A 24,581-nucleotide genomic window follows, 5' to 3' on the forward strand; every position below is an offset into this window, starting at 1 on the left:
AAAGACAATCAACCGAAATGAGACAGATTTTATTCTTTTTGCTGTGTCTGTGCGCGGCATCCATCCTTCCGGCGCAGACCTACACGGGCAAGGTAACGGACGAGAAAAACCAGCCATTGCCCTACGCCAATGTAGTGTTGTTATCCCTTCCCGATTCCGCCTTTGTGACGGGAACGGTAAGTGATGAATCGGGTGCTTTTGCCCTAAAGACGAACCGGGACAATCTGCTGCTCCGGATTTCCTCCATCGGCTATGCTACTATATATAATAAGGTAGAGAAACCGGACTTGGGAACCATCCAGCTTTTGCCCGATGCACAGCTGTTGGGCGAAGTGGTGGTAAAGGGCGATTTGCCCAAAGTGCAGTTGAAAGGGGATGCGCAGGTGACGAATGTGACGGGCACTATCTTGGAGAAGGCAGGTACGGGCAATGACTTGCTGAGCAAGCTTCCGGGCGTATCGGCGGAAGAAGGTACGGTAAACGTGTTCGGTTCGGGTGAGGCTGAAATCTATATCAACGGGCGCAAGATGCGTAATGCTTCGGAACTGGACCAGCTTTCATCGGATAACGTGAAGCGTGTAGAGATGGTGCGCAATCCCGGTGCACGGTATGACGCAACGGTGAAAGCCGTGGTGCGCATCTATACCAAGAAGGCACAAGGGGAGGGATTTGGTTTCAATAACCGGGCTTATGTAAGATACCAATACGGGTGGAGCGTACTTGACCAGTTCAATTTCAATTACCGTAAGGGTGGATTTGATTTTGGAGGTATGCTTTTCGGTTCCCATTCATATAATGAGGATAACAAGATCCTGACGACGGAGACTTACCTTGATAAATATTGGAAACAGGTGAATGATATTCACTCTCAGTCGCAAAGCCAAAACTTTTCCGCCAGACTTTCGCTCAACTACCAATTTAATGAGAATCATTCCATGGGTGCCCGTTATGAGTTTGACCGTACTCCCAAAGACAAATGGTCGATTTCCCCTATGTATTCGGAGGTGTTCCAAAGTGGAGAGCTTTATGAACAGAACACAAGCAATGGATGGCAAAAAACTCCTGCTACCACTCATTCGTTTAATGTATATTATAACGGACAGATAGGAGAGTGGAATGTTGATTTCAATGCCGACGGGATGTGGTCGTACACCAAAAACTTGCAGGACATGAATGAACAGTACCTTCCGGCAGACGGCATTTGGCAAGAACAGAACATCTCTTCTTACAACAAGGACGAAAATACGCTTTATGCTGCTAAACTGATTGTGAGCCGTCCTTTGTGGGGTGGCAATTTTTCATTCGGCGGTGAGTATACATACACAGACCGGGTGAACACTTATGTCAACTATCAGGGAATCTTAGCTGATGACGACAGCAATATCGAGGAAAGCGCAGCTTCAGCTTTTTTGGAGTATGCCCGTAGCTTCGGTAAGTTGCGGGCTCAGGTAGGTGTACGTTACGAACACATTACGTCCGATTATTATGAGGATGACATTCGGGTGGATGGACAGAGCCGTACATACGACAATGTATTTCCGACCGTTTCCTTCTCCTTGCCTGTGGGCAAGACACAGCTTTCGTTAAGCTATACGGGTAGCATCGAGCGTCCGTCATATTGGGATTTGCGGAGCAACGTGACCTACGCTAACCGTTATACGTACGAGAGCGGTAACCCCTTGCTTCAGCCTTCACTCATCAACCGTCTGTCATTGGATGCTTCTTGGGAATGGATTTATTTCAACGCACGCTATACACATACTAAGGACGTGATGATTCAGACCAGTGCCGCTTATTCGGATGACGACCCGACCATCACGCTTTTGATTCATGACAACAAGTATAATTTGGATAATATTAATGCGACTTTGTCTTTTTCACCAGTTATCAGTGTTTGGTCACCTCGACTTACATTGATGTATCTTCAGCAATGGTATAAGGTGGATATGCCTAACGGGAAACGGAAGAATTTTAATAATCCGATAGGCAGCTTTACGTGGAATAATAATTTTCGTCTCCCCTTGGGCTTTATGCTTGATGTGGATTTCTTTTTGCAGACGACTGGTGAACAAGAAAATTATCACATAGCGAAGACTGTTTGGTCAGCAGATTTCGGTCTGCGTAAGACTTTTTTTAATGAACGCTTTAGCCTGCAATTACAAGCAACGAACTTATTCAACTCTAAAGAATACGATGGTTTCGTTTATAGCGGTAATCGGATACTGGGGTTAGATCAGCAATCGCGCCGCCGCTTCACACTGACCCTCCGCTACAAGTTCAATGCCACCAAGAGCAAGTACAAAGGCACGGGAGCAGGTCAGGAACAGCGAAGCCGAATGTGATGCTGAGTTTGTGAGTTTTTTAGTTCTTGAGTTTTTAAGTTTCTCTGATGCTTAACTCAAGAACTTACGAACTTAAAAACTCAAGAACTAAAAACTTAACAACTAACCTACAAGCTGTTGATTTCCTTTTCGGACAATCCGCTGCATTCAGCAATTATGCTGATTGCAACTCCTTTAGCCTTCAGGCTTTGCGCCATTTCAATTGCTTTTTTCTTTTCTCCTTTTTCAATACCGATTTTTTCTCCTTCTTTCAATCCTTCAGCTCTTCCTTCTTCCAATCCTTCTCTACGTGAGCTGCTGATTTGCATTTTTGCAGTGCTAACCACATCCCAAAAGTGGTCGTATCCGAGGAGCTGTTCTTTGCTGAAGGCGGATTCTTCCAGTTGGGTTACGGCTTTCTTGATTTCGGGATTCTCCATCAGCTCTTCCGGTGCCTCGCGTGTCTTTTCGTTGATTTCGGTCAGGTAGCGTAGCCAAAGCACCTGCATCTTCTTGCCTTGGTAGTTGTCCGGCGTGAACTTGGGGAGTTCGATGAAGATGAACCGCAGCCCTTCGATGACTTCCCTGGTCTCGGTTTCTTCCACAATCTGGAAGTCGTGGTAATACCCTTTGCTGTCCGAGAAGGTGTCGTTCACGAGGTTCAGCGAGTAGACGGGCTGCAGCAGTTCGTAGTCTTTCCCCTTGTCCAGCTGGCTGACGTATGCTTTCGACGCGTTGAACAGGACGCGCTGCTTGTATGCCGAAGTCCACATCATCTGCATCTCTACGATGAACTGCCTTCCGCTTTGGTCCTTGCATCGCACGTCCACGATGCTGTCTTTGTGGAAAGGCGTTTGCGGAACCATTTCGGGGTTCAGGTATTCCACCTGTGTAATCTCTTCTTCGGGTTTCTCGAATGGGAGCAATGCGTTCAGGAAACTGATAATCAAGTCGGGATGTTCTCCGAACACTTTCTTGAAGGTAAGGTCTGCTTTGGGATTAAGGTATCTCATAATCAAAAAACATTTAGCGGTTGGCTTTTTGCAAAAATACGGATTTCCGTGGATACCTCCTCCATTTTCAGCATTCTTTTGAAAAGTTTATTGAATATCCGTATTCCACCCAATTGCCATGTAGGGTCGTTGCGCCTTCCTTCTTCGGTTTAATATTTGCGGTTTCGATGGTATTTATCCCGTCTCGGTAGATTTTCAGTGTGGATGTGGAAGCCCTGCAGGATGCAGGCAGGCTTATCTCCAATCCGCTTTCCGTTTTTTACAAGTCGCAATGAGGAAGATTCCCAATAAAATCAGTGGAATGCTGAGAAGCTGTCCGATATTGAGCGTCATGCTGACCTCTTCGGCAACCTGCGGATTCTTCATGAACTCCAGCCCGAAACGGGAGCCGAAGAATATCAACAGGGATACGCCTGTAATCAGCCCTACGTATTTCTGCAAATGGTATTTATGATACATCACCCACGAAACGATGAAAGCCGCCAGGCAATAAAGCATTTCATAAATCTGCGTGGGATGACACGCCTGCGCCACACCGTTCTGATTATACAGTTCCTGCCACTCGCGCGAACGGACAAACTCGAAGCCCCAAGGCAACGTGGTAGGATAGCCGAAGATTTCAGAATTCATTAAGTTTCCGAACCGAATGCAAAAACATACGGCAGCTACGGCGGGAATCATCCGGTCGAAAAGCCACCAGACGCTTTTCTTGGTTACTTTCTTGGAATACCATACCAATGCCAGTATCAGGAGGAACACGCCTCCATGGCTGGCAAGCCCGCCTTTCCATATCTTCAGAATCTCTGCCGGATTGGCACTGTAATAGTCCCACTCGTAGAACAGGCAATGTCCCAGCCGGGCACCGACCACACTGCTTACAATGCAATATACAAAGAGCTTGTCTGCCCAATTGTCGGGATACCCTTCTTTCTTGAACAGGCGCGATACAATCTCGTACGCCAAAATAAACCCCAATCCCCACATCAGTCCATACCAGCGGAGTTCAATCTGTCCCAAATGTACCAAAACAGGATCTACATCCCATACTATGCTTGCTAACGTCATCGTCTTTTCCTTTTATGTAATTACGGTTGCAAAGTTACTACAAAAAAGTGAAATGCGGAAAGATATAGTGATAGAATTGAGTTACAAGGGTTTTAGTTGAAGTGGCGAAAATTCGTGAAGCCATTACAATCCCTGCCAAAGCCAAATCCTGACGCCGCAACGTTACTTGTTCGTAACCATGCCCGAAAATGCGACAAACGGGTACGGATGACGAAACAAGACGCTAAGGAATAGTGAGTTACCGACAACTCACGCGAAAAATTTGCTTACGGAAAAAGATTGCGCCGTTCCTCCCCGTTTTGCGTACCGACACCGGACTCTTCACCAACTAATTTTGAAACCAAAAAAATTAAGGACGATGAAGAGTACATTTTCAGTAATCTACTATCTCAAGCGTCAGGTAGTGAAAAAAGACGGGACAGTTCCCGTCATGGGACGCATCACGGTGGACGGCAGCCAGACGCAGTTCAGCTGCAAGCTGACTGTCGATCCGAAACTGTGGGACACCAAAGGGGGACGTGTCACGGGCAGAAGCACGGCGGCACTCGAAGCGAACCGTATGCTTGACAAAATGCGGGTACGCATCAACAGACACTATCAGGAAATCATGGAGCGTGACAACTTCGTCACGGCGGAAAAGGTGAAAAACGCCTTTCTCGGACTGGAACACCGCTATCACACGCTGATGCAGGTGTTCCGCCAGCACAACGAGGACTATGAGAAACAGGTGGAGGCAGGCATGAAAGCCAAAGGCACACTGGAAAAGTACCGTATCGTTTACAAGCACCTGCAAGAGTTCCTCGACATCCGCTACCATGTGAAGGACATCGCCCTGAAAGAGCTTACCCCGGCTTTCATCTCCGACTTCGAGATGTTCCTGCGCACGGACAAGCACTGTTGCACCAATACCGTCTGGTTGTACGTCTGCCCGCTACGGACGATGGTATTCATCGCCATCAACAACGAGTGGCTGACGCGCGACCCGTTCCGCGAGTATGAAATCAAGAAGGAGGAAACGACACGCAGTTTCCTTACCAAAGAGGAAATCCGCCTGCTGATGGAGGGCAAACTGAAAAACGCCAAACAGGAACTGTACCGTGACCTCTACCTGTTCTGCGCTTTCACCGGATTGTCATTCTCGGATATGCGCAACCTCACGGAAGAGAATATCCGCACCTATTTCGATGAACACGAGTGGATAAACATCAACCGCCAGAAAACGGGCGTGGTGTCCAACATCCGCCTGCTTGACATCGCCAACCGCATAATCGGCAAATACCGTGGACTGTGCGAGAACGGCAGGATATTTCCCGTCCCGCATTACAACACGTGCCTTGCCGGTATCCGTGCCGTCGCCAAGCGTTGCGGCATCACCAAGCATATCACGTGGCATCAGAGCCGCCACACGGCGGCCACAACGGTATTTCTCTCCAACGGCGTACCCATCGAAACGGTCAGTTCTATGCTCGGACACAAGAGCATAAAGACAACGCAGATTTACGCGAAGATAACCAAAGAAAAACTCAATCAAGACATGGAGATCCTTGCGGCAAGGTTGAACGGCATTGAGGAATTTGCAGGTTGTACCATCTAAAAAAGAGAAGCCATGAAGCGTGACATAATCATCATAGAGGACAAGGCGGTCAGCGTAACCGGTAACGAAGTGTGGATGACCGCCACCGAAATCGCCGGACTGTTCCATACGACCGTCCCGGCAGTGAACGCTGCCATCAAAGCAGTCCGCAAGTCGGACGTGCTTAACGACTACGAGTTGTGTCGCTACATGCAGCTTGAAAACGGGCTGTACGCGGACGTGTACGCGCTTGAAATCATCATCCCGGTCGCTTTCCGGCTGAACACCTACAACACCCACCTGTTCCGCACATGGCTGGTGGGAAAGGCACTCTCAAAAGATAACCGGCAGGCATACGTGATGTTCATTCAGAACGGAAAGGTCGGGTACTGTTAAAAACAGATTCCCCATAAGACAAGTAAACGGGCAGCACCACAAAAGGTGTCGCCCGTTTACTTTTTCATGCAACCGCCTCACTCCAGCGGCTTGCGGTAGTTCGCTTCCAGCACCTCGCGCAGCCCCGTTTCCGGGTAAAGCACCTTCCCTCCCAAAAGGATAAAAGGCAACACGCGGTTGTTGCGGTATTCCTGCAAGGTGCGTCGGCTCACACGGAGCAGTTCCGCCACCTCGCCGTCCGTCAGGTAACGCTCCCCGTCCAGCGGAGGACGGTAACTTTCCAGAAATGCGGACAGCCATTTAGAGCCTTTGCGCATATCCTGCATCACAGAGGCTATCGGCTCGTCTTCCATCGTAAAAACATCGTTGGTCTCGTTCATCATAACTTCGGATTCAGTGGGTGAATAAATCAAATCATCTGCCATGCGGATAGAGCGTGCCGACAAGCGGTATCAGCCGCTTCACCTCCTCCGGCTTGTAATAGAACCTGCGGTTTATCTGCGAGTAGCCGATAAGCCGCCTGTCGCGCAGCGTCTGCAACGTGCGCGGGCTTATTCTCAACTGCCCGCAGACCTCCTCGCCCGTGAGCCATCTTTCCATGCGCCCCGTGTCGCTTTTGCGCCTCAGGGCGGCGACCTTCTCCGAGAGTGCGCCGAATGCCGCCACCATCATCTCGAAAGTCTTTTTCTCGATAGATACTATTTCCATATTCATGCAATTACCGGTTTGCCCGCAAAGGTAACGATGCAGCCCTTAACACGTACCGTTTTCCGCTGAAAGGCTGCCTGTTGCGCCGTTTGACCGGGTTATGGAGCCATCTTCCGTAAAAATCTTACGTGAGTCACGTAGTGAGTTGTTAAAGCCCCTTTTGTTTATTGCCGAATTTTGCCGCAGAAACAAAAAGAAAGGACTGAATATGAAAGTGATAACGATGGAAAGTTCCGTCTTCCGGTCATTGACGGAACAGATAGCGGAGATTGCGGCACACGTCCGTGCCGCCTCCGGCGACAAGAAAGCGGCATCGTCCGACAGGTTGCTCACCACACGCGAGGCGGCGCAGCTGCTTAACGTGAGTACCCGCACCCTCCAGCGTATGCGCAGCGAGCAACGCATCGTCTATGTCGTGCTTCGCGGTAAATGCCGCTACCGGCAGTCTGAAATCGACCGCCTGCTTGATGAGTGTACCGTCAACGAGGACGCCGCGACACCGCAGGAGCTGAAACGCAACCACACGCTACGAACGGGAGGCACACCCAAAGGAAGGAGGACATAGCTATGGAACTGCTCACACGAAACATCTTCGAGGGCTGGATGCAGAAGCTGATGGAACGGCTCGACCGTCAGGACGAACTGCTGCTGGCAATAAAGACGGAGGAACGACAGCCCGCCCTCACGGAAAGCATCCACCTTTTCGACAATCAGGACCTGTGCATGCTGCTCCAGATAAGCAAGCGCACACTGCAACGCTACCGCAGCGTCGGTGCATTGCCCTACAAGACACTGGGCAAGAAAACCTATTACAGCGAGGAGGATGTGCTGACATTCCTTTCCAACCATATCAAGGACTTCAAAAAAGAAGATATAGCCTTCTACAAGGCTCGTATCCATAATTTCTTTCATAAATAACCCATTAAAACATTTTTAGATGGCAAAGAAAAAAGACGAAAAGGACGTGCTGGTAGTCCGTGACGAGAAGACGGGCGAGATTAGCGTGGTAGCCGGGCTGAACGCAGACGGTACACCTAAACGCACCCCCGCGAAAGCGGAGAACGCGCAGAGTTTCCTGCAATTCGACCGACATGGCGACGTGCTGGACAACTTCTTCAAGAACTTCTTCCGGCAGTGCAAGGAACCCAGCCGCTTCGGTTTCTACCGCATCGCGGCGGACCAAGTGGATTCCATGCTGGGCGTGATGAAAGACCTGCTCCAGCATCCGTACCAGAACAAACAAATCCTCGCACCGCACAAAATCGACACCTTCCCCTATCAACAGCAGGTGATGGAAGAGCAAGCTGCGCAACAGACAGAGAAACAAGAACCTCAAAAACAGGAGAACATGGAACAACAGAAAGAACAGCAACAGGACAATTCCGAACAGACGCAGGGCAAACGGGGCTACCGGCCCATCGACGAGAGTAAAATCAACTGGCAGGAACTGGAGGACAGATGGGGCGTGAAGCGTGACGACCTTGAAAAGTCCGGTGACCTTACGAAGATGCTCCACTACGGCAAGTCCGACTTGGTGAAGGTCAAACCGACCTTCGGCGGCGAATCGTTCGAGCTGGACGCCCGCCTCTCCTTCAAGAAGGACGGCGAGGGGAATGTCAGCCTCGTGCCGCACTTCATCCGCAAGGAGCAGAAGTTAGATGAGTACAAGGAACACAAATTCTCCGACAATGACCGGAAGAACCTCCGCGAAACGGGCAACCTCGGCAGGGTCGTGGACATTGTGGACAGGGAAACGGGCGAAATCATCCCCTCCTACATCAGCATCGACCGCAAGACGAATGAAATCACGGACATTCCGGCGAGCAAGGTGCGCATCCCGGAGCGCATCGGCAAGACGGAAATCACCGCGCAGGAACGGGACATGCTCCGCGCCGGACTGCCCGTGCGCGACAAGCTCATCGAGCGCAACGATGGCAGGAAGTTCGTCACCACCCTGCAAGTGAACGTGGAGCAGCGCGGCGTGGAGTTCGTGCCGGGAACCGGCAAGTCACCCCGTACCGCACAGACGCAGGAAACCAAAGGCGACACCTCGAAAAATCAGGCGCAAGGCGGGGAAAATGCCGACCAGACCAAGAAGGAGCAACGCCGCAACACGTGGACGAACGAGGACGGCAGCATCCGCCCCATCAGCAAATGGAGCGGCGTGAACTTCACCGAACAGCAGAAAGCCGACTATGTGGCGGGCAAGGCCGTGAAGCTGGAGAACGTGACCGACAAGCAGGGCTTCCATGCCACGATGTATATCAAGTTCAACCCGGAGAAGGGACGCCCATACCGCTACGACACGAACCCCGATGTCGGGCAGCAGGTCGCCCCGTCCAACGAGAGCCGCACGCAGGTGGCGGTGAACAACGAGGGCAAGACCAACGAGGCGACAAAGAACCTGAAAGAGCCTTTGCAGAAAGGTCAGACAGCCCCGAAGACCGCCCGCCAGCAACAGCAGCAGGACAAACCGAAGAAAACGGGCAAGGGCATGAAAATGTAATCCCGTGTCCGCCACTGAATCCAAAATAAAATCCAAAGTATCAACAACAAAAGCAAGAAAACATGAAGACAATCATTGCAGAAAAGCCCTCCGTGGCACGTGAAATCGCCCGCATCGTGGGCGCGACAAAAAGAGAGGAAGGATATTTCGAAGGAGGCGGCTATGCCGTGACATGGGCATTCGGACACCTCGTCCAGCTTGCCATGCCTGACGGCTACGGCGTGCGCGGATTCGTCCGTGACAACCTCCCGATTATCCCCGACACCTTCACGCTCGTCCCCCGTCAGGTCAGGACAGAGAAGGGCTACAAGCCCGACAGCGGCGTGGTGTCGCAGATAAAAGTCATCAAAAGACTGTTCGATGCAAGCGAACAAATCATCGTGGCGACCGATGCCGGACGCGAGGGTGAACTTATCTTCCGCTACCTCTACCACTACACGGGCAGTACCACTCCTTTCGTGCGCCTGTGGATAAGCTCGCTCACCGACAAGGCTATCCGCGAGGGATTGCGCAACCTCGAAGACGGCGGCAAGTATGACAACCTATACCTCGCCGCCAAAGCGCGAAGCGAATCCGACTGGCTCGTGGGCATCAACGGCACGCAGGCACTCTCCATCGCCGCCGGACACGGCACGTATTCCGTCGGACGGGTGCAGACACCCACGCTGGCGATGGTGTGTGAACGCTACTGGGAGAACCGCCGTTTCACGCCCGAAGCCTTCTGGCAGCTCCATATCGCAACGGACGGTTGCGACGGCAAGGTCGTGAAATTCTCATCCTCTGAAAAATGGAAGTCGAAAGAACCGGCAACGGAGCTATATAATAAGGTAAAGGCGACAGGCTTCGCAACGGTAACGAAAGCCGAGCGCAAGGAGAAAACGGAGGATACCCCGTTGCTGTACGACCTGACCACGCTCCAGAAAGAAGCCAACGCCAAGCACGGCTTCACGGCGGAACAGACGCTTGAAATCGCGCAGAAGCTCTACGAGAAGAAGTTGATAACCTATCCGAGAACGGGAAGCCGCTACATTCCCGAAGACGTGTTCGCTGAAATCCCCAAGCTGCTCGCCTTTATCGGCACGCAGCCCGAATGGAAAGACAAGGTGCGGGCAAAAGCCATCCCGACACGCCGCAGCGTGGATGACGGCAAGGTAACAGACCACCATGCCCTGCTCGTCACGGGAGAGAAACCGCTCTTCCTCTCCAAAGAGGACAGCACCATTTATCAGATGATTGCCGGACGCATGATAGAGGCATTCTCCGAAAAATGCGTCAAGGACGTGACTGCTGTCATGGCGGAATGTGCCGGAGTGGAGTTTACCGTGAAAGGCAGCGTCATCAGGCAAGCCGGATGGCGTGCCGTCTATGGCGAGGAAAACAAGGATGAAACCACTATCCCCGGCTGGCAGGAAGGCGACACGCTGACACTGAAAGCCTCTTCCATCACAGAAGGGAAGACCAAGCCCAAGCCGCTACATACCGAAGCCACCCTGCTGTCCGCAATGGAAACGGCGGGCAAGGAAATCGAGGATGACGCACTGCGGCAGGCGATGAAGGACTGCGGCATCGGTACTCCCGCCACACGCGCCTCCATCATCGAAACGCTCTTCAAGCGCGGTTACATGGAACGCTGCAAGAAATCGCTTGTCCCCACTGAAAAGGGGCTTGCACTCAATTCCGTGGTGAAGACGATGCGCATCGCCGATGTCGCCATGACAGGCGAATGGGAGAAGGAACTTGCACGCATCGAGCGTGGGGAGCTGTCCGCCGATACCTTCCGCAAAAAGATAGAGGCGTACACGCGGGAGATTACCTCCGAACTGCTCTCATGCGACAAACTCTTCGGCAGCCGCGATTCCGGTTGCGCGTGTCCCAAGTGCGGCACGGGCAGGATGCGGTTCTACGGCAAGGTGGTACGCTGCGACAACACGGAGTGCGGGCTTCTCGTGTTCCGGCTGAAAGCGGGACGCACCCTGTCCGACGATGAAATAAAAGACCTGCTCACTGACGGGCACACCAAGCTGCTCAAAGGCTTCAAGAGCAAGCAGGGCAAGAACTTCGATGCCATAGTCGCCTTTGACGGGGATTATAACACGACGTTCGTGTTCCCGGAAAAGAAATGCAAGTCTTCCTATCCGAAAAAAAGGAAATAATCACTAACTTTTGATAAGTTAGGCTGCATCTCAACAATAGAAACAAACAAGTTTTTTTCGTATTGTCTTCGATTTGCACTAACTTTGCCACTTGTTCAGAGTAATGAATTGTTCTTCAATACCGGATTACACTCATACTTTGGATTTAGTGGTGGCACTCGGAGGGATACCGAGTGCCTTTTTCTTCCTTTTTTCAACCGATTATCCCGTTAAATATCAATCCACTAAACTCCAAAGTAATGAACAACAAGAAGAAAAACGAGGGTCAGGCCGACTTTTCCTATTACGGTCTGTACCTGCTGGACTATCTCCGCACGAACAAGTTTGAACAGGCTGATGACACTGCTTTCATACGGGAACGCGCCGACCGTGCCGCCGAAACGTATGAAAAGGCTCGGCTCGAAGGCTATCCCGCCGACGGTGCGCAGGAACTGGCTATGGACACGCTGCTGCGCGGGCTGCGTTATTCCCGTTACGACATCCTCCGCGAAGTCGTGGAGAACGAGTTTTCCGATGAAGTGCCGGAAGAGAAGCGTGAAGCCTTTATCCATAAACTCCTGCCGCTTGTCGGCAACGTGTTCTCCGTCTATGACCTCTCGGACGACAACTTCGCCCTGTCTTCCGATTACGACCTGCTCTACACGGAGCTGACGGGGGCAACCGTCCTTTACTTAGACGAATATGGCGTTTAACCGCAAACAGAAACTGCGGGACAACATCGAGGCGATACGGACGGCATTCATCCTTGACAGGGAACAGAGAACGGCGACAACCGAAGAGCGTGCCATACTCCAAAGGTACTGCGGTTTCGGCGGTCTGAAATGTATCCTCAACCCTGCGAAGGAACTGACGGATGCCGTCCGGTGGGCGAAATCCGACCTCGAACTGTTCGCCCCGACGGTGGAGCTGCACAGGCTTATCCGTGAGAACAGCAATGACGAAACGGAGTACAAGCGGTTTGTGGATTCGCTGAAAGCGTCCGTGCTGACCGCTTTCTACACCCCCAAAGAGATAACCGACACCCTTGCGGACGTGCTGGCGGATTACAGCGTCCGTCCCACCCGTATGCTCGAACCGTCGGCAGGTGTCGGCGTGTTCGTGGATTCCGTGCTACGGCACAGCCCCGGTGCGGACGTGATGGCTTTCGAGAAGGATCTGCTCACGGGTACAATCCTGCGGCATCTCTATCCCGACAAGAAAACGCGCACCTGCGGTTTTGAGAAAATCGAAAGACCGTTCAACAATTATTTCGACTTGGCGATGTCCAACATTCCGTTCGGTGACATTGCCGTGTTCGACGCGGAATTTGAAAAGAGTGGGTCCTTCGGCAGACGATCGGCACAGAAAGCCATCCACAACTATTTCTTTCTCAAAGGACTGGATGCCGTGCGTAACGGCGGTATCGTGGCGTTCATCACCTCGCAAGGGGTATTGAACAGCAGCAAGACCTCCGTGCGTAACGAGCTGTTCAGTCAGGCTAATCTGGTATCTGCGATACGCCTGCCCAACAACCTGTTCACGGACAACGCGGGGACAGAAGTGGGCAGTGACCTGATTGTCCTGCAAAAGAACCTCAGCAAGAAGGAAATGTCGCAGGACGAGCGGCTGATGACCGTGATACAGACGGACACGAAAACCGACCTGACCGACAACGCCTATTTCATCCACCACCCGGAACGCATCGTGCATACGACGGCGAAACTTGACACAGACCCCTACGGGAAACCCGCTATGGTCTATCTGCACGAGGGCAAGACCGCAGGCATAGCCGGGGACTTGCGCCGTATGCTTGACGAGGATTTCCATTACAGGCTCGCCATGCGCCTGTATTCGGGAACAATCCGGCAGGCGGGAACGGAAGAGAGGGTTGCCGTACAAAAGGAAATGGAGCGTCCTGCCATAAAATTGGAAACGGTACCTCCGGCACAAGCGGTGGAAACTCCGACGGAGAAACCGCAATCCGCAGAGGAAAAGCCGGAGATAGAACCTCGTCCGAAATATTCCGCCGGAGTGCAGCTCACGTTGCTCGACCTCTGGGGCATGACGGAAGAGGTCAGCCAGCCTAAAACCGCCAAAAAGAAAAAAACGGCGAAAAAGGAAAGCCCGGCAAGGCGCGTTACGCCCAAGTCGCAGGTGCAGACCACACAGAATGTTACGGCTGTGCCGACGGCTTCCACCCCTAAGAATGTTACGGAAAACAAAGAGGCGAAAGCGGACAGTGCCGCCAAGCCTGCCGACCCGGACGACATCTATGCAAAGCTGGACTGGGAAACCAATCCTCCCATCAACGGCTTCTACGAGATGATGATGGGACTCACGCCGGAGCGCAGGAAGGAACTTCGGGAGCTGGCAAGGCAGCATAATGAGAAACAGGAAAACAGAACGGTTGCGACGGTCACGCCGGAAGTACCACGTGAACACCCCCGGCAGGAGAAAACACAGCCGGAGGTTGCCGCCACACCTGCCGCTACCGCTGCTCCACCGGAAGCGGTGGCGACTTCCCTTTTTCCCGACATCGAACCGGAAAAGCCGAAGGAGGAAGTCGTGGACCTTACGCCGCGTGCCTACCACCGCACGCCGGAGATGCACCTGCGCGAAGGGTCGTTAGTGACAGATTGGGGACGTCATAACATCGGCTATCTGAAGGACATCACACCATACGGGGCTACATTCCAGCCGCTCGACCTGAAAGGCTACCAGAAGGAGAAGGCGTTACAGTATGTTTTACTCCGTGACGCCTACGAGCGGCTGTACCGCTATGAATCGAACCTGCACGAAGCAAATGTCCAGTGGCGTGAGCATCTGAACACCTGTTACGATGAGTTCGTCATGCGTTACGGCAACCTCAACGCCAAGCAGAACGTGAAGCTGGTGATAATGGACGCGGGCGGGCGTGACATCCTTTCGCTGGAACGGGTGAAGAACGGAAAGTTTGTCAAGGCGGACATCTTCGAGCGTCCCGTTTCCTTCGCGGTGGAGAGCCATGCCAACGTAGGCTCTCCTGAAGAAGCACTGTCCGCGTCGCTCAACAAGTTCGGCACGGTCGATCTCGACTATATGCGGGAGATAACCGACAGCACGGCGGAGGAGTTGCTCACAGCCCTGCAAGGACGTATCTATTACAATCCGCTCGTGACCGGTTACGAGATCAAAGACCGTTTCATAGCCGGAAACGTGATAGAGAAGGCGGAACGCATAGAGGCTTGGATTGGTGACAATCCCGAAAATGAGCGTATGCCTGAAGTGAAACAGGCGTTGGAAGCCTTGAAAGACGCCGAACCGCCGCGCATCGCCTTCGAAGACCTTGATTTCAACTTCGGGGAACGATGGATTCCGACGGGTGTCTATGCCGCCTACATGAGCCGTCTGTTCGACACGGAGGTGAAAATCGCCTACTCCGCAAGCATGGACGAGTTTTCGGTGGCGTGCAGCCACAAGAACTTCAAGATATGGGACGAGTTCTGCGTGAAGGGCTATTACCGCAGTTATGACGGTATGCACCTCCTGAAACATGCCCTGCACAACACCTGCCCCGACATGATGAAGTCCATCGGCAAGGACGAGCATGGCAACGACATCAAGGTGCGCGACAGCGAGGGAATACAACTCGCCAACGCCAAGATTGACGAGATACGAAACGGTTTCTCCGAATGGCTCGAAGAGCAGTCGCCGCAGTTCAAGGAACGGCTGACGACGATGTATAACCGCAAGTTCAACTGTTTCGTACGCCCGAAGTATGACGGCTCGCACCAGACTTTCCCCGACCTCAATCTGAAAGGGCTGGCAAGCCGGGGCATCAGGAGCGTCTATCCCTCGCAGATGGATTGCGTCTGGATGCTCAAGCAGAACGGCGGCGGAATTTGCGACCACGAGGTTGGAACCGGCAAGACGCTGATAATGTGTATTGCAGCGCATGAAATGAAACGTCTGAACCTGGCGCACAAGCCGATGATTATCGGGTTGAAAGCCAATGTCGCGGAGATTGCTGCCACCTATCAGGCGGCATATCCCAATGCGCGTATTCTGTACGCTTCGGAAAAGGACTTTTCGACCGCCAACCGCGTGCGTTTCTTCAACAACATCAAGAACAACGACTACGATTGTGTCATCATGTCGCACGACCAGTTCGGCAAAATACCGCAGTCGCCGGAGTTGCAGCAACGCATCCTGCAAGCGGAACTTGACACGGTGGAGGAAAACCTCGAAGTGCTGCGCCAGCAGGGAAAGAACGTGTCGCGGGCGATGCTGAAAGGTCTGGAGAAGCGCAAGCACAACCTTGAAGCGAAGCTGGAGAAGGTGGAACACGCCATAAAGTCACGCACGGACGACGTGGTGGATTTCAAACAGATGGGCATCGACCACATCTTCATTGATGAATCGCACCAGTTCAAAAACTTGACGTTCAACACGCGCCATGACCGTGTGGCGGGGCTGGGAAACAGCGAGGGAAGCCAGAAGGCACTTAACATGCTCTTTGCCATACGCACCATACAGGAGCGCACAGGAAAAGACTTGGGTGCGACCTTCCTCTCCGGCACGACTATCAGCAACTCACTGACTGAATTGTACCTGCTGTTCAAGTACCTGCGCCCGAAGGAGCTGGAACGGCAGGACATAAGGTGTTTTGACGCTTGGGCGGCGATATTTGCCAAGAAGACGACGGATTTTGAATTTAACGTGACGAACAATGTGGTCCAGAAGGAGCGTTTCCGCTACTTCATCAAAGTGCCGGAGCTTGCCGCCTTCTATAATGAAATCACGGACTACCGCACGGCGGAGGATGTGGGCGTTGACCGCCCTGCCAAGAACGAGATACTGCACCACATACCGCCAACGCCGGAACAGGAGGACTTCATACAGAAACTGATGCAGTTCGCAAAGACTGGCGATGCCACCCTGTTGGGCAGACTGCCGCTTTCGGAAACGGAGGAAAAGGCGAAGATGCTTATCGCCACGGACTATGCCCGCAAGATGGCACTCGACATGCGTATGATAGACCCGAATTATGAAGACCACCCCGACAACAAGGCGAGTCACTGTGCCAAGATGATTGCGGAGTATTACCAAAAATACGACGCGCAGAAGGGAACGCAGTTCGTATTCTCTGATTTGGGGACATACCAGCCGGGAGACGGGTGGAACGTCTATTCGGAAATCAAGCGCAAGTTGACGGAGGACTACGGCATACCGCCAAGCGAGGTGCGCTTCATTCAGGAGTGCAAGACCGACAAGGCTCGGAAGGCGGTGATAGACGCCATGAATGCCGGAACGGTGCGTGTGCTGTTCGGCTCCACCTCCATGCTCGGAACGGGTGTGAACGCACAGAAACGGTGTGTGGCTATCCATCACCTTGATACACCGTGGCGACCGTCCGACCTGCAACAGCGTGACGGACGCGGAGTTAGAGCCGGAAACGAAATTGCCAAGCATTTCGCCGGGAACAACGTGGACGTAATAATCTACGCGGTGGAGAAGTCACTGGACAGCTACAAGTTCAACCTCCTGCATTGCAAGCAGACTTTCATCAGCCAGCTTAAAAGCGGTGCGATGGGTGCACGTACCATCGACGAGGGGGCTATGGACGAAAAATCGGGCATGAACTTCTCGGAGTACATGGCGTTGCTATCCGGCAACACCGACCTGCTGGACAAGGCGAAACTGGAAAAACGTATCGCCTCGCTCGAAGGGGAACGCAAGTCTTTCAACAAGGGCAGGCGTGATTCGGAGTTCAAGCTGGAGTCAAAGACAGCCGAGTTGCGTAACAACACGGCTGTCATAGATGCCATGACGGAGGACTGGAACCGCTTCCTTTCGGTGGCGCAGACCGACAGGGAGGGCAACCGCCTTAATATAATAAAGGTGGACGGTGTGGATTCCACCGATGAGAAGGTTATCGGAAAGCGTTTGCAGGAGATAGCGAAAAACGCCACTACGGGCGGGCTTTACACACAGGTCGGAGAACTTTACGGTTTTCCGATAAAGGTGGTGAGCGAGAGGATACTCAAAGAGGGATTGGAGTTTACCGACAACCGCTTCGTGGTAGAGGGGAACTACAAGTACACCTATAACAACGGACATCTGGCAATGGCTGACCCGTTGGCCGCCGCCCGCAATTTCCTCAACGCTTTGGAGCGCATCCCCTCCATCATCGACCAGTACAAGACTAAGAATGAAGTGCTGGAACGTGAGATACCGCAGTTGCAGGAGATAGCGGGCAAGGTGTGGAAGAAGGAGGAAGAACTGAAACAATTGAAGTCTGAACTTGCCGCACTTGACCGAAAAATACAACTGGAACTTGCGCCGCCCACGCCCGAAGTCGCCGAAAAGGAGAACGAAGGGCAACAGGTCAAGCCGGAAGCGGAAGATGTGCGGAACAGGCAGGCGCAATATTCCGAAAATGCACCGCCGCAGATACGCAATCCATCGGAAAGTATTATCCCCAATCACACCATAACTGGGCATCCGGGGCTGTATGCCAAGGAGGAAACCCGGTTCAAAGGATTGAAAATATAACCTTAGGAATTTTATCTGAAGTATTAATAGGGGCTATCCCAAAAGGTCTAAAAGTAAATTTTATCCTCTCTGCAAGTATCTGTAGGATGGTAACTGCATTTTTTCTTTTTGGGCAGCCCTTATTAAAATTTATTCTTATTTTAGGTTATATACATTCATGTCCATTTATGTAAAAAATTCCTGCTGACCTTGTTTATGTCTTGTCAGTCACCATTTGCAAAACCATATTTGACCCTCAAAGAGGCTGAATTTGATAAGCAACTTGCTACATACTCATAAAAGGAGCTAAATAGAACACGAATGGGAAATACTCAAATGCCAAACTAAAGAAGATATTGGCCAAAATAAACGCTATACCGAGAGAGAAACTTGATTTTTCAACTTCCTAAAACGGTGTTGTTCAAACATTTCTACTTATTTGTACTTACCAGTTGAACCTACGCTTCCCTAATAAAATGTCTATGGTAAAAAGTTAAAAAATCCTCCCACTTTTGTTAGATATATTTTTTTTCTTAATTTTGTAATCGTTATGCGGCAGTAATAATATACATATTAATACGAGTTAGTAATCCTGTAGTTCTCACATGCTACGAGGAGGTATTAAAAGGTGCGTTTCGACAACGCATCTAATGTAGTATATTATTGCTTAATCCAAATGAATATTATAAATTTAGGAATTCTTGCTCACATTGATGCAGGAAAAACTTCCGTAACCGAGAATCTGCTGTTTGCCAGTGGAGCAACGGAAAAGTGCGGCCGTGTGGATAATGGTGACACCATAACAGACTCTATGGATATAGAGAAACGTAGAGGAATTACTGTCCGGGCTTCTACGACATCTATTATCTGGAACGGGGTGAAATGCAATATCATTGACACTCCGGGACACATGGATTTTATTGCGGAAGTGGAGCGGACATTCAAAATGCTTGATGGAGCAGTCCTCATCTTATCCGCAAAGGAAGGCATACAAGCGCAGACAAAGTTGCTGTTCAATACTTTACAGAAGCTGCAAATCCCGACAATTATATTTATCAATAAGATTGACCGTGCCGGTGTGAATTTGGAGCGTTTGTATCTGGATATAAAAACAAATCTGTCGCAAGATGTCCTGTGTATGCAAACTGTTGTCGATGGATCGGTTTATCCAGTTTGCTCCCAAACATATATAAAGGAAGAATACAAAGAATTTGTATGCGACCATGACGACAACATATTGGAACGATATTTGGCGGATAGCGAAATTCCACCGACTGATTATTGGAATACGATAATCGCTCTTGTGGCAAAAGCCAAAGTCTATCCGGTGCTACATGGATCAGCAATGTTCAATATCGGCATCAATGAGTTGATGGACGCCATCACTTCTTTTATACTTCCTCCGGCATCAGTCTCAGACAGACTTTCAGCTTATCTCTATAAGATAGAGCATGACCCCAAAGGACATAAAAGAAGTTTTCTAAAAATAATTGACGGAAGTCTGAGACTTAGAGACGTTGTAAGAATCAACGATTCGGAAAAATCCATCAAGATTAAAAATCTGAAAACTATTTATCAGGGCAGAGAGATAAATGTTGATGAAGTGGGTGCCAATGATATCGCGATTGTAGAGGATATGGAAGATTTTCGAATCGGAGATTATTTAGGTGCTGAGCCTTGTTTGATTCAAGGATTATCTCATCAGCATCCCGCTCTCAAATCCTCCGTCCGGCCAGACAAGCCCGAAGAGAGGAGCAAGGTTATATCCGCTCTGAATACATTGTGGATTGAAGACCCGTCTTTGTCCTTTTCCATAAACTCATATAGCGATGAATTGGAAATCTCGTTATATGGTTTGACCCAAAAGGAAATCATACAGACATTGCTGGAAGAACGGTTTTCCGTCAAGATCCATTTTGATGAGATCAAGACTATCTACAAAGAACGACCTGTAAAAAAGGTCAATAAGATTATTCAGATCGAAGTGCCACCCAACCCTTATTGGGCCACAATAGGGCTGACTCTTGAACCCTTGCCGTTAGGGACAGGGTTGCAGATCGAAAGTGACATCTCCTATGGTTATCTGAACCATTCTTTTCAAAATGCCGTTTTTGAAGGAATCCGTATGTCTTGCCAATCAGGATTACATGGATGGGAAGTGACAGATCTGAAAGTGACTTTTACTCAAGCCGAATATTATAGCCCGGTAAGTACACCTGCTGATTTCAGGCAGCTGACCCCTTATGTCTTCAGGCTGGCTTTGCAACAGTCAGGTGTGGACATTCTCGAACCGATGCTATATTTTGAGTTGCAGATACCCCAGGAGGCAAGTTCCAAAGCTATTACAGATTTGCAAAAAATGATGTCTGAGATTGAAGACATCAGTTGCAATAATGAGTGGTGTCATATTAAAGGGAAAGTTCCATTAAATACAAGTAAAGACTATGCCTCAGAAATAAGTTCATACACTAAGGGCTTAGGCATTTTTATGGTTAAGCCATGCGGGTATCAAATAACAAAAGGCGGTTATTCTGATAATATCCGCATGAACGAAAACGATAAACTTTTATTCATGTTTCAAAAAACAATGTCATCAAAATAATGGAGCGGTCAGGAAATTTCTATAAGGCAATACGGTTGGGATATATACTTATCTCCATTCTTATCGGATGTATGGCATATAATAGCCTCTATGAATGGCAGGAGATAGAAGCATTAGAACTTGGCAATAAAAAAATAGACGAGCTCCGAAAAGAAATAAACAATATCAATATTCAAATGATAAAATTTTCTCTATTGGGTGAAACGATACTGGAATGGAACGATAAAGATATCGAGCATTACCATGCACGGCGTATGGCAATGGACAGTATGCTCTGCCGTTTCAAGGTCACCTATCCAGCAGAGCGCATCGATAGTGTGCGCAGTCTTTTAGAGGATAAGGAACGACAGATGTTCCAGATAGTCCGGTTAATGGATGAACAACAATCTATTAACAAGAAGATAGCCAATCAAATTCCGGTTATTGTGCAGAAAAGTGTGCAGGAACAGTCCAAAAAGCCAAAACGAAAAGGTTTCTTGAGCATCTTCGGCAAAAAAGAGGGAACGAAGCCAACGACAACAACGACTACGCTCCGTTCATCCAATAGAAACATGGTCAACGAACAGAAAGCGCAGAGCCGTCGATTGTCAGAACAAGCCGATAGTCTTGCTGCCCGTAATGCAGAACTTAACAGACAACTGCAAGGATTGATTTGCCAAATCGAAAAGAAGGTACAATCTGATTTACAAAATAGAGAAAGCGAGATAACAGCCATGCGTAAAAAATCATTTATGCAGATAGGCGGCTTGATGGGATTTGTTCTTTTGCTGTTGGTCATTTCCTATATCATCATACACCGTGATGCAAAGAACATTAAACGATACAAACGCAAGACAACGGATTTGATCGAGCAATTGGAACAGTCCATGCAACAAAATGAGGTACTCATAACCTCCCGAAAGAAAGCGGTACATACTATTACCCATGAGTTGCGTACACCACTGACGGCAATAACCGGCTATACCGAACTTTTGCGGAAAGAATGCAATAGCGGTAATAATGGGCAATATATCCAAAATATACTGCAATCCTCCGACCGTATGCGGGATATGCTCAACACTTTGCTTGACTTCTTCCGCCTGGACAACGGCAAGGAACAGCCCCGTCTGTCACCCTGCCGGATTTCTGCAATCACGCACACACTTGAAACGGAGTTCATGCCTGTTGCCGTGAACAAAGGGCTGTCCTTGTCCGTGAAGACTGGACACGATGCCATTGTATTGACCGACAAAGAGCGAATAATACAAATCGGGAATAACCTGCTGTCAAACGCTGTCAAGTTCACAGAAGAAGGCGGTGTTTCTTTGATTACTGAATATGATAATGGAGTTCTGACACTGGTCGTTGAAGATACAGGTACAGGCATGACAGAAGAGGAACAGAAACAAGCGTTCGGTGCGTTTGAACGTCTATCAAATGCCGCCGCAAAGGAGGGTTTCGGGCTTGGGCTTGCCATAATGCGTAATATTGTGTCGATGCTTGGCGGAACAATCCGTTTGGACAGCAAGAAAGGGAAAGGCAGTCGTTTCACAGTTGAAATTTCTATGCAGGAAGCTGAAGAACAGCTTGGATATACAAGCGATACACCTGTTTATCATAACAATAAATTCCATGATGTTGTCGCTATTGACAATGATGAGGTATTACTTCTGATGCTGAAAGAGATGTATTCCCAAGAAGGAATACACTGCGACACTTGCACCGATGCTGCGGCACTGATGGAAATGATACGCCAGAAAGAATACAGCCTGTTGCTGACAGACTTGAATATGCCCGGTATAAACGGTTTCGAATTGCTGGAACTGTTGCGTTCGTCCAACGTGGGCAATTCACCAACAATCCCGGTGGTTGTGGCAACCGCTTCGGGCAGTTGTAACAAAGGGGAACTATTGGCAAAAGGCTTTGCCGGATGCCTGTTCAAGCCGTTCTCCATATCGGAACTGATGGAAGTTTCCGACAAATGTGCCATAAAAGCGACACCGGACGGAGAACCTGATTTTTCAGCCTTGCTGTCTTACGGCAATGAAGCCGTCATGCTGGATAAGTTGATGACGGAAACTGAAAAAGAGATGCAGGCGGTACAGGATGCGGCAATAGAGAAAGACCTGCAAAAGCTGGATTCTCTTACACACCACCTGCGCAGCTCGTGGGAAGTACTACGTGCCGACCAACCGCTAAGGGAACTTTACGGATTGCTTCATGGCGATACACTCCCGGATGGTGAAGCGTTAAGCCGTGCTGTGACTGCCGTGTTGGAAAAAGGAGCGGAAATAATCCGGTTGGCAGAAAAGGAAAGGAGAAAATACGAAGATGGATAAGACAAAAATAATTGTGGTGGAAGACAACATTGTGTATTGCGAATATGTCTGCAATATGCTGTCACGGGAGGGCTACCACACTATGAAGGCTTACCATCTCTCAACCGCGAAGAAACATCTGCAACAGGCAACGGATAATGACATCGTGGTTGCCGACCTGCGTCTGCCTGACGGTAACGGTATAGACCTTTTGCGCTGGATGCGAAAGGAGGGAAAGATGCAACCCTTCATTATCATGACCGACTATGCCGAAGTGCATACCGCAGTGGAAAGCATGAAGCTCGGTTCGATAGACTATATCCCCAAACAGCTTGTGGAGGATAAACTGGTCCCTCTTCTCCGTTCCATACAGAAAGAACGACAGGCGGGACAACGCCGTATGCCCGTGTTTGCCCGTGAAGGTTCCGCCTTTCAGAAAATCATGCACCGTATAAGGCTGGTAGCCGCTACCGATATGAGCGTGATGATATTCGGAGAGAACGGAACAGGTAAAGAACATATTGCCCACCACCTGCACGACAAAAGTAAACGGGCAGGCAAGCCATTCGTGGCGGTGGACTGCGGTTCACTCACTAAAGAGCTTGCACCATCAGCTTTCTTCGGACACGTCAAGGGCGCGTTCACGGGTGCGGATAGTACCAAGAAAGGGTATTTCTATGAAGCGGAAGGCGGCACGCTGTTTCTGGACGAGGTGGGCAACCTTGCGTTAGAAACCCAACAGATGTTACTCCGTGCCATACAAGAGAGGCGGTATCGCCCGATCGGTGACAAATCGGACAGAAGTTTCAATGTTCGCATCATCGCCGCCACCAATGAGGATCTGGAGGCGGCAGTGAGTGAAAAGCGTTTCCGGCAGGATCTGTTTTACCGTCTGCATGACTTCGGGATAACCGTTCCGCCCTTGCGTGACTGTCAGGAGGACATCTTGCCGTTGGCGGAGTTCTTCCGCGAGATAGCCAACAAGGAATTGGAATGCAATGTGAGCGGTTTCAGTTCCGAAGCACGTAAAGCGTTGCTGACACACGCATGGCCGGGCAACGTGCGGGAACTTCGGCAAAAGATAATGGGAGCTGTATTGCAAGCGCAGGAAGGTGTGGCGACGAAAGAACATCTGGAGCTTGCCGTAATCAAACCTACCTCACACGTCAGTTTCGCCCTGCGCAATGACGTGGAGGATAAGGAACGGATATTACGGGCGTTGAAACAGGCAAACGGCAACCGGAGTGTCGCCGCAGAACTGCTCGGAATAGGCAGAACAACACTATACAGCAAACTTGAAGAGTATGGACTTAAATATAAATTCAAGCAATCATAGCCCGTAATTCACTGAATTTGGCTATCTTTGCATAACATTTGAGAAAAACGGCGATTGGCAGGAGCTTTTTGCCGCCAACATATAGGATAAGACCGCAAGGCGTTTCAAGCGAAAATCTG

The 24,581-nt window shown here is 50.2% G+C and carries 16 protein-coding genes; 12 read left to right on the plus strand and 4 right to left on the minus strand.

Features of this window, described 5'->3' with window-relative positions; all coding sequences use genetic code 11:
* Positions 1-17 precede the first annotated feature (17 nt).
* Positions 18-2,342: an outer membrane beta-barrel family protein gene (locus BACSA_RS12680; RefSeq protein ID WP_013618482.1), complete on the plus strand. Its 2,325-nt coding sequence runs from the start codon at positions 18-20 to the stop codon at positions 2,340-2,342.
* A gap of 107 nt (positions 2,343-2,449) precedes the next feature.
* On the opposite strand, the gene BACSA_RS12685 is transcribed toward BACSA_RS12680, so the two are convergent.
* Together BACSA_RS12685 and lgt are read right to left on the minus strand one after the other, a co-directional pair.
* Positions 2,450-3,334: an Rpn family recombination-promoting nuclease/putative transposase gene (locus tag BACSA_RS12685; RefSeq protein WP_013618483.1), complete on the minus strand. Its 885-nt coding sequence runs from the start codon at positions 3,332-3,334 to the stop codon at positions 2,450-2,452.
* A 234-nt stretch (positions 3,335-3,568) separates the two neighbouring features.
* Complete coding sequence (gene lgt, locus BACSA_RS12690) at positions 3,569-4,399, minus strand: prolipoprotein diacylglyceryl transferase (RefSeq protein ID WP_013618484.1); 831 nt, start codon at positions 4,397-4,399, stop codon at positions 3,569-3,571.
* Positions 4,400-4,757: 358 nt separating this feature from the next.
* Between lgt and BACSA_RS12695 the strand changes: the two genes are divergently transcribed.
* The gene (locus tag BACSA_RS12695; RefSeq protein ID WP_005861712.1) at positions 4,758-5,993 is read left to right on the plus strand and encodes a site-specific integrase; all 1,236 of its coding nucleotides are present in this window, start codon (positions 4,758-4,760) and stop codon (positions 5,991-5,993) included.
* A 12-nt stretch (positions 5,994-6,005) separates the two neighbouring features.
* On the plus strand, positions 6,006-6,368 hold the full coding sequence (locus BACSA_RS12700) for a hypothetical protein (protein ID WP_005861710.1): 363 nt from the start codon (positions 6,006-6,008) through the stop codon (positions 6,366-6,368).
* A 77-nt stretch (positions 6,369-6,445) separates the two neighbouring features.
* Here BACSA_RS12700 and BACSA_RS12705 read toward each other — a convergent pair whose 3' ends face one another.
* Positions 6,446-6,751, minus strand: coding sequence for a helix-turn-helix domain-containing protein (locus BACSA_RS12705; protein WP_005861708.1), 306 nt, complete (start codon positions 6,749-6,751; stop codon positions 6,446-6,448).
* Positions 6,752-6,782: 31 nt separating this feature from the next.
* On the minus strand, positions 6,783-7,082 hold the full coding sequence (locus BACSA_RS12710) for a helix-turn-helix domain-containing protein (RefSeq protein ID WP_004291426.1): 300 nt from the start codon (positions 7,080-7,082) through the stop codon (positions 6,783-6,785).
* Between the two features lie 202 nt (positions 7,083-7,284).
* On the opposite strand from BACSA_RS12710, the gene BACSA_RS12715 reads away from it, so the two are divergent.
* The 9 genes from BACSA_RS12715 to BACSA_RS12755 all read left to right on the plus strand — a co-directional run bounded on the left by BACSA_RS12715 (position 7,285) and on the right by BACSA_RS12755 (position 24,462).
* A complete protein-coding gene (locus BACSA_RS12715; protein ID WP_005861705.1) occupies positions 7,285-7,641 on the plus strand; it encodes a helix-turn-helix domain-containing protein in 357 nt (118 codons plus the stop codon).
* 2 nt (positions 7,642-7,643) lie between these two features.
* On the plus strand, positions 7,644-7,994 hold the full coding sequence (locus BACSA_RS12720) for a helix-turn-helix domain-containing protein (protein WP_005861703.1): 351 nt from the start codon (positions 7,644-7,646) through the stop codon (positions 7,992-7,994).
* Between the two features lie 19 nt (positions 7,995-8,013).
* Positions 8,014-9,582, plus strand: a complete 1,569-nt coding sequence (locus tag BACSA_RS12725) for a DUF3945 domain-containing protein (RefSeq protein WP_005861701.1) — start codon at positions 8,014-8,016, stop codon at positions 9,580-9,582.
* Positions 9,583-9,644: 62 nt separating this feature from the next.
* Entirely contained in the window at positions 9,645-11,735 is a 2,091-nt protein-coding gene (gene topB / locus BACSA_RS12730) for a type IA DNA topoisomerase (protein ID WP_008672316.1), read from the plus strand.
* A 239-nt stretch (positions 11,736-11,974) separates the two neighbouring features.
* Positions 11,975-12,427 carry a DUF1896 domain-containing protein gene (locus BACSA_RS12735; RefSeq protein ID WP_009292480.1) on the plus strand — a complete coding sequence of 151 codons (453 nt, stop codon included), beginning with the start codon at positions 11,975-11,977 and terminating at the stop codon, positions 12,425-12,427.
* Positions 12,417-18,248 carry an N-6 DNA methylase gene (locus BACSA_RS12740; RefSeq protein ID WP_013618485.1) on the plus strand — a complete coding sequence of 1,944 codons (5,832 nt, stop codon included), beginning with the start codon at positions 12,417-12,419 and terminating at the stop codon, positions 18,246-18,248. Before BACSA_RS12735 ends, BACSA_RS12740 begins: the two co-directional genes overlap by 11 nt.
* Positions 18,249-18,903: 655 nt before the next feature.
* Positions 18,904-20,829, plus strand: a complete 1,926-nt coding sequence (tet(Q), locus tag BACSA_RS12745; protein ID WP_005861693.1) for a tetracycline resistance ribosomal protection protein Tet(Q) — start codon at positions 18,904-18,906, stop codon at positions 20,827-20,829.
* Positions 20,829-23,147, plus strand: a complete 2,319-nt coding sequence (locus BACSA_RS12750) for a hybrid sensor histidine kinase/response regulator (RefSeq protein WP_005861691.1) — start codon at positions 20,829-20,831, stop codon at positions 23,145-23,147. Before tet(Q) ends, BACSA_RS12750 begins: the two co-directional genes overlap by 1 nt.
* Entirely contained in the window at positions 23,140-24,462 is a 1,323-nt protein-coding gene (locus BACSA_RS12755) for a sigma-54-dependent transcriptional regulator (RefSeq protein WP_005861689.1), read from the plus strand. Before BACSA_RS12750 ends, BACSA_RS12755 begins: the two co-directional genes overlap by 8 nt.
* The last annotated feature ends 119 nt before the right edge of the window (positions 24,463-24,581 follow it).

It is taken from the genome of Phocaeicola salanitronis DSM 18170 (assembly GCF_000190575.1).
Classification (GTDB): Bacteria; Bacteroidota; Bacteroidia; order Bacteroidales; family Bacteroidaceae; genus Phocaeicola; species Phocaeicola salanitronis.